Here is a 12,578-nt window from a genome sequence, read left to right as displayed (position 1 = left end):
GCGACGGGGTTGGGGACGCTGAAGGCCCCGCTGTCTGTGAGGGGGTTGGGAACGCTGAAGGTCCCGGTGTTCGCGACGGGGTTGGGGACGCTGAAGGCCCCGCTGTCTGTGAGGGGGTTGGGAACGCTGAAGGTCCCGGTGTTCGCGACGGGGTTGGGGACGCTGAAAGCGCCGCTGTCCGTCAGCGGGTTGGGAACGCTGAAGGTCCCGGTGTTCGCGACGGGGTTGGGGACGCTGAAAGCGCCGCTGTCCGTCAGCGGGTTGGGGACGCTGAAGGTTCCGGTGCCGGTCATGGGCGTCGCGCTCTGGGCGGTCGCCATGCCGGCCCCGGCCATCGCGCCCGTCCCGGCCGGCGCACCTCTGCGGGCCGTCGCCCCACCCATGGCGGACAAGCCCCCACTGAGTCCGGACCACTGCTGGCGCAGCCACTCCTGCTCCGCGGGCTGAAGGGCCTGCTCGGGGTCGCCACGCCAGGCCTGAGGGGCGGGAGCCACGGGCTCGGCCGCCGCTTGGGGTGCGGGCGCGCCCGGTTGGGCGATCCGGCGGGAGAGGAGGTCCCGGGCCGCGGCGAGCTTCTTCTGGTTCTTCTCCTTCGAGGCCAGCGGCGAGGACCGCCGCGGCTCGGCCGCGGGCAGCGCCAGGGGAGCCGCCTGCCGCGGCTCCGGCGCGGCGGGCAGCGCGGCGACGGGCCCGGCGGTCAGCTCCGCCCTGGGGCGAGCCGTCAGCTCCGGCACGGCGCGTCCGCCCGCCTGCCCGGAGGGCCCGGCGGTCAGCTCGGGCAGGATGCGCTCGGCCGCTTCCAGCAGCTCCTTCGGGATCGGGACGTCGGGGCGCCATGAGGCCGGGCGCTGCGACGACCGGTCCGAGGGCAGTACGGCGGGAACGGAGGGGCCCAGTTTGGAGCGGGCCCCCGTCATCCACTGCCGGGCGATGTTGTCCAGACCGGCGGGGCTGGTCGAGCGCTGTGAAGGCCGGTCCGCCGGGAGCACGGCGGGCGAGGTGGGGCCGAGTTTGGAGCGGGCCCCGGTCATCCACTGCTGGGCGATGTTGTCCAGACCGGAATCGGTCCCCCTGTCCGACCTGCGGAGGCGCACACCACGACCGGGCGTTCCCGCCGATGACGAGCGGGTCGCGTTGAAATTCCCCGTGGCGCTCTCGGTCTGGTCGTAAAGGCTGTCGATTCGCTGCCGAACCTCGTCGCGGCTTTCGCGCGCCATGGGGGACGTACTCCTTCCGTGCTCCGCCTACCGGGTTAGCTGGCGGGTTCGGGCGGTCGATGGTGGAAGGCATGCCCTACGGCCCTGCCCCGTCGGGCGGTCGGGCCGATTCACCCCAAGTCGGTCGGGTCCCCGGCTCCGTTGCCCCGCGGGGACACCGGATTCGGCGGAGGCCGCGCGGCCCGGCGGGGTTCGCCGGGGGGAGCCGTGCGGTCTGGACGCCAACTTAGCCAACTTGTGTGGCTGGTGTGAAGGTTGAAGCGCGGAATGTCCGATACGTAATTGTGATATTCATCCTGACGCTCGTGACCATCCGGTGAAGGTGCCCGGAGTGGCGCGCGAAATCCCGCCCCACCGTCGCATGATGACGCCTCACAACCGCATGATGACGAGCGCGGTGTCGTCGGTCGCACCCTCCCTCGGGAGCAACTCCCGCAGCACGGCGTCGGCGAGGTCCTCCGGGTCCGCGTCCCGGTGCCGGCCGAGGGTGTCGGCGAGGCGTGCCAGCCCGACGTCTATGTCCTCGCGGCGCCGCTCGATCAGGCCGTCGGTGTACAGGACGAGCAGGGCCCCTTCGGTGAACCCGGTGTGTGCCTCGGGCCGGGGCCGGGGGTCGGGCAGGGCGTCCAGCGGCGTGTCGGTGGCCCGGTCGAGGAACTCCACGGTGCCGTCGCGATGGACCAGTGCGGGCGGCGGGTGGCCGGCGCTGCTGTACATCAGGGTGCGCCGCTCGAAGTCGATGAACGTCGTCACCGCCGTCGCCGACTCCGCGCCGTCGAGTACGTGGGCGTACTCCCCCAGGGCGTTCAGGGCCTGCGCGGGGCCGTCGGCGACGCGGCAGGCGGCGCTCAGCGCGCTGCGCAGCTGCCCCATCACGCACGCGGCCTGCAGACCGTGCCCGACCACGTCACCGACCGAGACGCCGATGCAGTCGCCGCCGCCCCGGTCGACCAGGTCGTACCAGTCCCCGCACACGTTCAGCGCGCTCACCGCGGGCCGGTAGCGGACGGCGGCCCGGTGGTCTCCCACCCACCGTCGGGTGGGGAGCATCGCCTCCTGGAGGGCGAGTGCCACCTTCCGGTCACGGGCCTGGGCCCGGCGCAGTCGCTCGTTCAGCTCCTGCAACTCCCGTGCGCGCCGGTACAGTTCGGCCTCCAGCACCTGCGTCCGGTCGCTGTCCGTGCCGCTTCGGGCCCGGATCAGCTCCGTCACCTCCTCGACGCGGTGCACCAGCAGCACCACCGTCCCGTCCGGTCCCAGCACCGGCGCGTTCACCGGGCTCCAGTAGCGCTCCTCCCAGTGTCCGGGCCGGTCGGGGAACTCGACGTCGTACCGTTGGAGAGCCATCGTGTCGCGCTCGCCGGTGTCCAGCACCCGGCGCAGGGAGGCGTCCAGATTCCGCATGCCCGTGGCGCCGTTGTCGTGGGGATTGTCCGGGAAAACCTCGAACAGGTGATGGCCCACCACCTCCTCGCGGCTGCGCCCGGCCATGCGCAGGAACTCCTCGTTCGCCTCCGCGTACACCAGGTCCGGCGTCAGCAGGGCGACCATGCCCGGCAGCGCCTGGAACACCGCCGCGTAGTCGATCTCCGTATCCGCCATGGCCCGCCGCCCAATCCGACCACCGGTACGGGCTCAGTTTCCCACGAAACCGTAGCGTGGGCGGTGGGGGCGGGAGCGGTTGCCGCCCCTGCTGCGGGAGGTGTCAACTGGAAAAAGGGGATCCTGCCGAGGAGGCTTCACTCATGGTGGACGTGGGCAACGAATCTTCCGCCGTGGACGGTGACAGGGATGTCGCATTCGCAGGATCGTCTTGGTTTCAACGAACAAATGCCCATGTTGCGCATCTCCAAGGGCAGCTCAATAAATTTCTGAAAATGCGCGAAGCGGCTCCGGGGGGTATATCCGCGCCCGATATCGAGGTCGTGAAGAAAATAAGAACGCATCTCGAGGCGGCCCGGAACGCGTTGCGGCGCCGGGGGGTCAAGGGCTGGTTCTGGCGGATGTCGGGTGCCTCGGCGGACCGGGCCCTGGCCAACATGCACGAGGCCGAGGTGGCTCTGCTGCGCATAGCCCCGGACGAGGAACTCCCGAACAAGCGGCTGTACGTGCTGTCGCACGCGAGACTCCACCTGCCGAAGGACGATGTGTGCCTCCAGCATCTGGAAGCCGCCGAGAAAGCACCCGCCGGGGAGCTGAGAGAACTGGCCGCCATTACGCTGCACTCCGCCTATCAGGCCGAGGAAGCGGAAAGGGCCAGGGTTCGCAGCTTTATCCGGATCGTGGTCGTCGCCGCCGGCGCATTGGGAGTGATGGCGGTCGGTCTGGGCGTCTGGGCGGCGCTGGATCTCGCCGTGGCCCAGCGATTCTGTTTCCCGCCGGACAAGAACGCCACCGGCCCCGATGCGGTGATGGCCTGCCCTCTCGGGGACGCACCGACATCGGGGAGTGTCTTCTTTCTCGAATTCATCGGTATGTGCGCGGCGGCCATAGCGGGCGCGGTGTCGCTGCGAGACGTCAGGGGTACCTCGGGGCCGTATCACGTGGCGACCGGGCTGATCGTCCTTCGGCTTCCTGTCGGCGCCCTGGTGGCGGCTGCCGGGCTACTGCTGATGAGCGGTGAATTCTTCCCCGGCCTGACGAGCCTGAACACCTCGACGCAGATCGTGGCCTGGGCCTTCGCGTTCGGCATTCTTCAGGAGTCCGTCACGCGCGCGGTCGACCGGCAGGGCCAGTCCCTGCTGGACAGGGTCAAGGGTCCCGGAAGCCGGCCGGCCGCCGCCAACCCCGGTCCGGCGCCGGACCGGCTGTGAGCCGTACGGACCCGCTGTGAGCCGTACGGGACCGGCCGTGAGTCTTACCGGACCGGCTCTGCGTGACCTGGGTTTCCTGTGAGTTCACGATGAATCCGTGCGGCACTTGAACACACCTGCGTCCGGCTCCGTATGGGACGGGGGCTTGCCATGCCGGGCCGGCCACGAGGTGTGGGAGTGGTTCTGTGGGACGCAACAGGCGCAGACGGCCGACAGGCGCACGGCGGGCGACCTTCGCCGCGGTCGCCCTGATGCTGGGCGGGGGTGGACTGGTCGCGGCGAACGTCTACGCGTCGGCGACCGAGGACGGCACGAACGCCCGGGTGCTCCAGGCGGGTGGCTGGGGCTCGGGGGCGGCCACCATCGACTGCCCGGACGTCGGCAGCCGCCTGACCTCCGTGCCGGATGACGCCAGGGCGGATGTCGACCGCGAACTCGCCCTGCTGGACCAGCAGGTGTCCGCCGCCTACCAGCAACTCCAGGCGTCCGCGCAGGCCGTCAGGCAGGACCCCGGTTCCGCCGACGGCACGATCATGAACCCGCTCAAGGAGAAGCGGAGCGCGGCCATCGAGCGCATCGCCACCGCCATCGACCGTGTCGGCGACCGCCCGCAGGGGCTGGAGGACATGGCCGCGTGCACCCTGCGCCCGCCCGCCGGGCAGGGCGGCACCCCGGGCAGCGGCGACCAGACCCAGGGCGGCCAGAACAGCGGCACCCAGAACCAGAACGGCAACGGCCAGAACGGCAACGGCGGCTCAGGCCAGGGCGGCAACGGCCCCGTGGCCGCCGACTACACGGACATCACCACCGTCCAGCCCAACGTGCGGACCCCGGCCCCGCAGGCCGACGCCTCGCGCGGCACCTTCAGCTCCAGCTGTGGCGTCAACGCGAACGGCCTGTTCAACTCCGACAACGTGATCGTCGCCCCCGGTGTCACCAACGGTGCCCACCACTTCCACGACTACATCGGCAACCAGGCCAACAACGCCTTCGCCAGCGACGAGGACCTCGCCAAGGGCGACACCAGCTGCGTGGACCAGGGTGACAAGTCCACGTACTACTGGCCGGTGCTGCGCCTCCAGAACGGCACCAAGGAACGCGACGCGGACGCCGCCGGCGGCGGAACCGAGGGCAACGCCGGTCAGATCGTCACGGCGAAGGACGTCACGCTGACCTTCGAGGGCAGCCCTCGTGGCAAGGTCACGGCCATGCCGCGTCTGCTGCGCATCATCACCGGGGACGCCAAGGCCTTCGTCAACGGCCCCGCGAACGCCAACGCCTCCTGGAGCTGCACCGGTTACGAGGACCGGCAGCTGAAGGACAAGTACCCGCTGTGCCCGTCCGGCAGCGACGTGGTGCGCACCTTCCGGTTCCAGAGCTGCTGGGACGGCCGGAACATCGACAGCGCCAACCACCGCACCCACGTGGCGTTCGCCGACGCCGAGGGCACGTGCCCGAACGGCTTCCAGGCCATCCCGCAACTCGTGCAGCGCATCGTGTACGACGTCACGGCGCCGAGCCTTCAGGACGGCGGCCGGACGCATCCGCTGTTCGCGGTCGACTCCTTCCCGGAACAGCAGCACAAGCCGGTCACGGACCACGGCGACTTCATCAACGTCTTCGACGAGGGTCTGATGCGGGAGATGGTCGACTGCATCAACTCGGGCCGTACATGCGGCGCGGGCGGGGAGTCCGGCGGCACACCGTCGCCGAGCGCCGACGCCTCACCCGGCGACGGCGGCCAGGCCACCCCGGGCAACGGCGGCGGAGCGCAGCCCACGGAGCAGCCTTCCGAGCAGCAGCCTTCGAAGCAGCCGCCGACGGAGCAGCCGTCCTCCGAGGCGCCGGCCTCCGAAGCACCGTCCTCCGAGGCGCCGAGCACGCAGCCGGCGAACGAGCCCGCTACGGCCTCCGCCCCGGCCCCCACCACCAAGGCACCCCGGGTCTTCACGACGACGTCGTCCACCCGGAACCCCGCGGCGGCCCCGCCCCGGCACGGCTCGCACCACGGCGGCGCTGGCCGGTCCACCCCGTCCACCGAGCCGTCGGCCTCCGCCGAGTCGTCGGCCTCCGCTGAGCCGGCGCCGTCCGGCACCGCCGGACAGACGGCACCGCAGACCGGAGCCCAGACCGAACCGCAGACCGAACCGCAGGCCGTCCAGGGCGGCCTCGCCGAGACGGGGGCACACCTGTGGCCCGGCGCGCTCGGCGCGGTGCTCCTGATCGCGGGCTTCGTAGTGCTGCGCCGCGGCGGGCGCTCCGCGAGGTGACGTCCGTCCGGCCGAGGCCGGACCGCTGAGCCGGGCATCCGGGGGTGCGAAGTCCCCGGATGCCCATGCGAATGGGGTTGTGGGAGCGCTCCCATGGCGCCAGGATGCCGTTCATGGACTCCAGCCCCCACCTGCGCCCGTACCGCCCCTCCGACCGCGCCGCCGTCGCCGACGTCTGCGTCCGCACCGCCCACAACGGCGGTGACTCGCGGGCCCTGTATCCGGACCAGCGCCTGATGCCGACTCTCTTCGTCGAGCCCTACTGCTTCCTGGAGCCGGAGCTCGCCTTCGTCCTGGACGACGGGCAGGGGCGGCCGGTGGGATACGTCGTCGGTACGGCGGACACGGGAAAGTTCGTCGAGGCCTTCCGTGACAGCTGGATCCCCCGAGTGGCCGACCGCTACCCCAGAACATCGGCGGCGCCGCGCACGCCGAGCGAGGAGATGGTGTCACTGCTGCACCGGCCCGAGCGGATGCTGCTGCCGGAACTGACCGGCCATCCCGCGCACCTGCACATCGACCTGCTGCCGCGATGGCAGCGGCGCGGCCACGGGCGCCGGCTGATGGACGCCCTGTTCTCCGCGTTGCGCGAGCGCGGAGTTCCGGCCGTCCATCTGGGCATGGTGACCGCGAACACCGCCGCCCGCGCGTTCTACGACCGCCTCGGCTTCGAGGTGATACCGGTGCCGGACCCCGGTCCCCTCACCTACCTGGGCCGGTCCACCCGCCCGCTGTGACGGCCGGGCGCCGGGCTCAGGCGATGCGCAGGGTCCGCTTCGCCAGTTCGTACGCCGGGAGCATCTCCTCGTGCTCCTCGCTGTCCATCCCGCCGAGGTGCAGGACCACCGGGCCGTCCTCGGTGGTGACGGCCAGCGCGCTCTCCTTCTTGGACTCGTCGAGGAGCTTGCTGGTGTAGACGTACTCGACCTCGACGCCGGAGACACCGCCGGCCTTGAAGGCGCGGTACTTCTCCTTGCTCGTGTTGTCCTCCGCCGCCACGAAGGCCCGCAGCACGGCACGTGCGTCCGCGCCGCCCGGCTTGCCCTTCCACACGCGCAGGAAGCCGATGTTCCCGGCCGGCTTCGCATCGACCTCGCAGGCGAGGGTGACCGGGCCCTGGCGGAGCAGCGCGTCGGTGAGGTCGCCGCTCGGCTCGTCGTCCCCGCCGGAGCCGCCCGAGCCGCCCGAGCCGCCCGAGCCGCCCGAGCCGCCCGAGCCGCCCGAGCCGCCGGAGTCGCCGGAGGCGTTCGCGGACGTTCCCGCGTCGACCGCCTCGGCCTTCCAGTCCTCCGCGATGTCGAAGGTGACGGGCAGCTCACAGGCCGAACCGGACGCGCCTATGCTGCCGCCGGCCCTGGCGGCCGTGCCCGCCGCTCCGCTGCCCCGGCTCGCCGCCGACGCGCTCGAGGACGACTTCGGATCGTCCCCGTCGGGCGAGCCCGCGCAGCCCCCCAACACCGCCGCCAGCACCAGCATCTGAACCACTCTGCCCCGCACGGCCCCCACCTCGACGCGCACCGCCGTATCCCCCCCCTGTCCAGGTCGCTCACTGTAACCGAGGGCACTGACAGCGGCGTAGGCGATTACGGGGAGCCACCGCCGGATCGGACAATCGTTGACGGTCGGTCACCTTACTGAACCGTAACATCCCAGATGCTACCGCCGGTAACACCCTCTGACGTACGGTTCCGCCCAGTCGCTTCGGAACGACAGCTCCTCCTCACCCCACTCAGGAGGTCCGCCATGCCCGCCCGAACCCGTCTACTGGCCCTCGCCGTCACAGCCGCCGCCTGTCTCGGCGCGCAGGCCCTGCCGGCCGTACCCGCCGCCGCGTCGGACACCGTGGTGTCCCGCGGCGTCACGATCCCCGCCTTCTACGACCCGCCCGCCACGCTGCCCGCGGCCGACGGCGCCCTGATCCGCAGCGAACCGCTGCCGCTCGCGCTGAGTCTGCCCGGCATCCCCGGCCCGCTGCCGGGCCGGGCGACCCGCCTGATGTACAAGTCCACCGACTCCGGCGGCGATCCGGTCGCCGTCACCGGCGCCTACATCGAACCCGCCGCCGGCTGGAAGGGCGGGGGAGCACGCCCGCTCGTCGCCGTCGCCCCCGGCACGATGGGGCAGGGCGACCAGTGTGCCGCCTCCCTCGGCCTGGAACATCCGCTCCAGCTCAACGGCCGGACGGTGTCGGTCGGTTACGAGGACCTGTCGATCTACCGACTGCTGGCCGAGGGCGTCGCCGTGGTCGTCACCGACTACGTCGGCCTGGGCGCGACGGACCGGCTGCACACCTACGTCAACCGCGTCGACGGGGCCCACGCCGTGCTGGACGCCGTACGCGCCGCCCGTGGGCTCACCGGTTCCTCGGTCACCGCGGGCTCGCGCGTCGGCCTGTACGGCTACAGCCAGGGCGGCGGCGCGACCGCGGCGGCCGCCGAACTCCAGCCCTCCTACGCGTCCGACGTCGTCCTCGCCGGCACCTACGCGGGTGCGCCGCCCGCCGACCTGACCGAGGTCACCGAGGCCATCGACGGCAGCGACCTGGCCGGCGCGCTGGGCTGGGCGGTCAACGGCTTCCTCCAGTCCGACCCGGCCCTGAAACCGATCGCCGAGGCCCATCTGAACGCGGCGGGCAAGGCCGCGCTCGCCGACCTGTCCACCATGTGCGTCGGCGACGCACTGTTCGCCTACGGCTCCGCGCACAGCACGGCCTGGACGAAGGACGGCACGTCGCTCGGCGACATCATCCGGTCCGAGCCCGTGCTGAGCGCCTTCCTGGACGACCAGCGCATCGGCCGCACCAAGCCCGCGGGGCCGGTCCGGGTGGCGACCGGCATCAACGACAACCTGGTACCGCACGCGCAGGCACGCCGGCTCGCCGTCGACTGGTGCCGTGCGGGTGGCGACGTCACCTACGCGCCGCTCGCCGTGCCCGGCACGGGCAGCGGTCTGCTCAACCACCTCGGCCCGCTGCTCGTCGACCAGGGCGACGCGCTCTCCTGGCTGACCGACCGCCTCTCCGGCAGGCCCACCCTCTCCAACTGCTGGAGTCTGCCCGTACAGCCCTGACGGGTGAGCGGCCTTGCGGGCGGACGGCGGGCCGGGGCAGGGTGCGGGTGTGCCCACCTTGCTGATCGTCCACCACACGCCCTCGCCCAACTGCCAGGCCCTCTTCGAGGCCGTCGTCTCCGGGGCGACGGCCCCGGAGATCGAGGGGGTCCGAGTGGTCCGCCGCGCCGCGCTCGCCGCCACCGCGTCCGACGTGCTCGCCGCCGACGGATACCTGCTCGGCACGCCCGCGAACCTCGGCTACATCTCCGGGGCGCTGAAGCACTTCTTCGACCAGGTCTACTACCCGTGCCTGGACGAGACGCGCGGCCGCCCCTTCGGCACCTACGTACACGGCGGCAGCGACGTCACCGGCGCGCTCCGCGCGATCGACACGATCACGACGGGCCTGGGCTGGCGGCGGGCGGCCGACCCGGTCACCGTCACCGGCGAGCCCGCCAAGGCCGACGTCGAGGCCTGCTGGGAACTCGGCGCGACGATCGCCGCGGGGCTGATGGACCAGTCCTGACCCGCACCCGGGCCGCGCCCCGCGTGCCGCCGCGGGCGCAGACCCCGGCGACCGGAGCGAACCGCCGGCCGCGACGACCGCCCTACGCCCAGCGCATCCCGATGCCGGACAGCTGCGCGACCCGTTCGGGGGCCAGCGTGGCGGCGCGGGAACGCTGGTTGCTGATCCAGGCGCCCAGCCTGACCGGGCGCTCCTGTCCGCCGTCGGGCAGGACGACGGTCTCGACGTGTCTGCGGGGCACGATCAGATGGCCCTCGCGCCGGTAGAACTGCGTGGCGGCGGCAAGGCTGACCGTCCATGTGGCGGCGTGGGAGACACGCGGCCGGGGGCGTTCCTCCTCGGCGGCGGGCTCGATGCCCAGCACGTGCTCGCACAGCCACTGCTGCCCGGCCGTCAGCCCGGCCCAGCCCAGCCGCTGCGCGCGGACCCACCGGCCGAGGTCCTCGCCCTGGCGTACGGCCTCACCCGGCGCCAGGGGCAGCCGGCCGCCCTCCGCGAGGTGCAGCCGGGTGAGGTGGAAGCGGCGCTGCCACTCCACCGGCCAGGCCGGACACCACGCGGGGTCGATCTCCTCCAACTGCTCCCGGCGCTCCTCCGACAGCGCGCCGGGCGCCGCTTCGGCCGCCGGGTCCTCCGCCGCCCTGCGGGCCGCGGCCCGCTGGTTCTTCAGCCAGATACCGACCTTGCAGCCCTGGTGGACGGCGTCGTGCGGGGCGAGGAGGTGGCCGTGCTCGGCGGCCCAGCCGCGGGCCGCCGCGAGGCCCTCGTCCCAGGCGACGTCGAAGTGCGACCAGACCATGCCGAGCCGTTCCAACTGCCGGACCCGGTCGGCGTCGAGGGAGCCGCGCGCGTGGAAGCGGCGCGCGTCGGCGATCCACTGCCCGAGCGGGAACCCCGCGAGCGCGGCGGGCCAGTCGTCGTCCTCGGCCGCCTCCCCCTCCGGCACCCGGAAGGTGAACGGCACCCGCAGACCGCCGTGGACACGGGCGTACAGCGCGGCGGCCTCGACACCGCGCCGCCAGTGCGCGTGCTCGGGGTTGATCACCCGCAGCTCGACGAACGCGGCCAGCTGCGCCGGGTCGCGCGGGGTGGAGAACTTCAGCAGTGCCCGGGCCGGGGCGCTCACACCCGCGAGGCCCGGCTCGGCGTGCTCCTCCTCGGCGACGGTGCGGCCCTTGGCGGCCCGGCTCGGCGCCTGCGGTTCGGCGAGCCGCTCCACGATGCGCGCGTCATGGGCGCGCAGCGCCTCCAGCAGCCGGGCCAGCCCCGCGTACGCCCTGCTGCTGAGCATGGTGTCCGGTGTCTCGCCCGGCCCGAGCAGCACCGGCACCACCAGCGACGCCGTCTTGCCCTCACCGGGCCGGATGCGCAGGGCCCGCCCCACCGCCTGGACGAGGTCCGGCATGGAGCCGCGTACGTCGGCGAAGTACACCGAGTCGCAGTGCCGGGTGTCGACGCCCTCCCCGAGGACCCGCACCGAACTGAGGAACGCCCTGCGCACCCGGGTCCCGTCGGCGGCCTTTGGCCGGGCGAACGTGTCCAGGACCCGGCGCCGGTGCGGGGGCGGATGGTCGCCGCACAGCCAGTCGGCCCAGACCGCCCGCGGATACCGCCGGGGTTCGGCCGCGTGCAGCCGTCCCGCGACCTCGCCCAGCCCGGCCGCGAAGGCCTCCGCCTCCCGCACCAGGTGGTGGAAGACCAGCGTGCGCCTCAGCCCCTCCTCCCGCGCCGCCTTCAGCAGCGCGGCCTGCAACGCGGCGAGCCGCGCGCCCCGCATCTCGTCCGTACGGCCCTCGATGCCGAGCAGCTGCGCGGCCTGCAACTGGGTGTCGGTGACGTCGACGCACACCACCTGGTAGGGCGCGCAGATCCCGCGGTCGATCGCCTCCGACAGGGTGAGGGTGTGGCAGCGGGCGCCGAAGGGGCCGTCCGGGTCGTCGTCCATGGACGCGACGAGTTCGCCGGGCGCGCCCTGTCCCGTCTCCTCGTCGGGCTGCCACAGGCGGGGGGTGGCGGTCATGTACAGCCGCCGCAACGCCGGGATCCGGGCGTTGTCGTGCACCACCGCCCACGGCTTGCCGATCCGTCCCGAGGTCCGGTGGGCCTCGTCCACGACGATCAGGTCCCAGCCCGGCAGCCCGGCCGCGTGCGCCCGCTCCAGGGTGCCGAGGCCGAGCGAGGCGTACGTGGCGAAGACGGTGACCCGGTCGAAGGGCCGCACCCAGGCGACCAGCTCGCCCGCGTCGGTGGTGTTGGGGAACGCGGCCTGGTCCCCGCGCAGCGAGGACACCCCGATCATCGGCCCCGTCCGGCCGCCCGCCCGCCAGGCGCCCTCGGTCTGCGCGAGCAGGTCCAGCGACGGCACCAGCACCAGCACCCGGCCAGCGCGCAGTTCCTCGGCGCCGCGGACCGCCACGAGGGTCTTGCCGGACCCCGTGGCCATGACGACCTGGGTGCGCAGCCCCCGCGGCGGCAGGGCCGCGCCGGCCGGCGACTGGAGCGCGCGCACCACGGCATCCACGGCCTCACGCTGGTGGGGACGGAGTCTCACGGGACGACGATAGCGCCGCCCACGTCGGCACCGGCCCGGCGGATCACGCGCGAAGGCCCGGGACCCGGCACACCCTTCCGCACCGGACGGGCGCTGACGCCGGCGCGGCGGCGCAGCAGGCGGGGCGAGGTACGTGGCGGGCGGCGTGCC

At 72.9% G+C, this 12,578-nt stretch carries 8 protein-coding genes, 1 pseudogene and 1 riboswitch; of the genes and pseudogenes, 5 read left to right on the top strand and 4 right to left on the bottom strand.

The window, feature by feature from the left end; genetic code table 11:
- Both ABZ915_RS03505 and ABZ915_RS03500 read right to left on the bottom strand, forming a co-directional pair.
- A pseudogene (locus ABZ915_RS03505) lies at window positions 1–1,217 on the bottom strand (hypothetical protein); the annotation flags it as partial.
- Between the two features lie 8 nt (window positions 1,218–1,225).
- A riboswitch (cyclic di-AMP (ydaO/yuaA leader) is annotated at window positions 1,226–1,396 on the bottom strand.
- A 193-nt stretch (window positions 1,397–1,589) separates the two neighbouring features.
- The gene (locus tag ABZ915_RS03500; RefSeq protein ID WP_361795030.1) at window positions 1,590–2,819 is read right to left on the bottom strand and encodes a SpoIIE family protein phosphatase; all 1,230 of its coding nucleotides are present in this window, start codon (window positions 2,817–2,819) and stop codon (window positions 1,590–1,592) included.
- A 143-nt stretch (window positions 2,820–2,962) separates the two neighbouring features.
- Here ABZ915_RS03500 and ABZ915_RS03495 point away from each other — a divergent pair, with 143 nt between their 5' ends.
- The 3 genes from ABZ915_RS03495 to ABZ915_RS03485 all read left to right on the top strand — a co-directional run bounded on the left by ABZ915_RS03495 (window position 2,963) and on the right by ABZ915_RS03485 (window position 7,037).
- Entirely contained in the window at window positions 2,963–4,030 is a 1,068-nt protein-coding gene (locus ABZ915_RS03495) for a hypothetical protein (protein ID WP_361795027.1), read from the top strand.
- Window positions 4,031–4,281: 251 nt separating this feature from the next.
- Entirely contained in the window at window positions 4,282–6,300 is a 2,019-nt protein-coding gene (locus ABZ915_RS03490; RefSeq protein WP_361795801.1) for a DUF1996 domain-containing protein, read from the top strand.
- A 113-nt stretch (window positions 6,301–6,413) separates the two neighbouring features.
- The gene (locus tag ABZ915_RS03485; protein ID WP_361795024.1) at window positions 6,414–7,037 is read left to right on the top strand and encodes a GNAT family N-acetyltransferase; all 624 of its coding nucleotides are present in this window, start codon (window positions 6,414–6,416) and stop codon (window positions 7,035–7,037) included.
- 16 nt (window positions 7,038–7,053) lie between these two features.
- On the opposite strand, the gene ABZ915_RS03480 is transcribed toward ABZ915_RS03485, so the two are convergent.
- On the bottom strand, window positions 7,054–7,806 hold the full coding sequence (locus ABZ915_RS03480; protein WP_361795798.1) for a lipoprotein: 753 nt from the start codon (window positions 7,804–7,806) through the stop codon (window positions 7,054–7,056).
- A 237-nt stretch (window positions 7,807–8,043) separates the two neighbouring features.
- On the opposite strand from ABZ915_RS03480, the gene ABZ915_RS03475 reads away from it, so the two are divergent.
- Both ABZ915_RS03475 and ABZ915_RS03470 read left to right on the top strand, forming a co-directional pair.
- Window positions 8,044–9,369 carry a lipase family protein gene (locus tag ABZ915_RS03475; RefSeq protein ID WP_361795021.1) on the top strand — a complete coding sequence of 442 codons (1,326 nt, stop codon included), beginning with the start codon at window positions 8,044–8,046 and terminating at the stop codon, window positions 9,367–9,369.
- 49 nt (window positions 9,370–9,418) lie between these two features.
- Entirely contained in the window at window positions 9,419–9,877 is a 459-nt protein-coding gene (locus ABZ915_RS03470) for an NAD(P)H-dependent oxidoreductase (RefSeq protein ID WP_361795018.1), read from the top strand.
- A gap of 82 nt (window positions 9,878–9,959) precedes the next feature.
- On the opposite strand, the gene ABZ915_RS03465 is transcribed toward ABZ915_RS03470, so the two are convergent.
- Window positions 9,960–12,428 (bottom strand): Helicase associated domain protein, encoded by a 2,469-nt coding sequence (locus tag ABZ915_RS03465; RefSeq protein ID WP_361795015.1) that lies wholly within the window; start codon window positions 12,426–12,428, stop codon window positions 9,960–9,962.
- Between the last annotated feature and the right edge of the window lie 150 nt (window positions 12,429–12,578).

The sequence above is a fragment of the Streptomyces sp. NPDC046915 genome (assembly GCF_040644935.1).
Classification (GTDB): Bacteria; Actinomycetota; Actinomycetes; order Streptomycetales; family Streptomycetaceae; genus Streptomyces.
Note: the sequence above shows the minus strand (reverse complement) of the source record. Positions and strands in the feature narration are given on the sequence as shown.

Bases quoted from the DNA above. Each gene is read 5' to 3' on its own strand.
- ABZ915_RS03475 (WP_361795021.1), top strand. From the start codon at position 8,044: ATGCCCGCCCGAACCCGTCTACTGGCCCTCGCCGTCACAGCCGCCGCC.
- ABZ915_RS03495 (WP_361795027.1), top strand. From the start codon at position 2,963: ATGGTGGACGTGGGCAACGAATCTTCCGCCGTGGACGGTGACAGGGAT.
- ABZ915_RS03500 (WP_361795030.1), bottom strand. From the start codon at position 2,819: ATGGCGGATACGGAGATCGACTACGCGGCGGTGTTCCAGGCGCTGCCG.
- ABZ915_RS03485 (WP_361795024.1), top strand. From the start codon at position 6,414: ATGGACTCCAGCCCCCACCTGCGCCCGTACCGCCCCTCCGACCGCGCC.
- ABZ915_RS03490 (WP_361795801.1), top strand. From the start codon at position 4,282: ATGCTGGGCGGGGGTGGACTGGTCGCGGCGAACGTCTACGCGTCGGCG.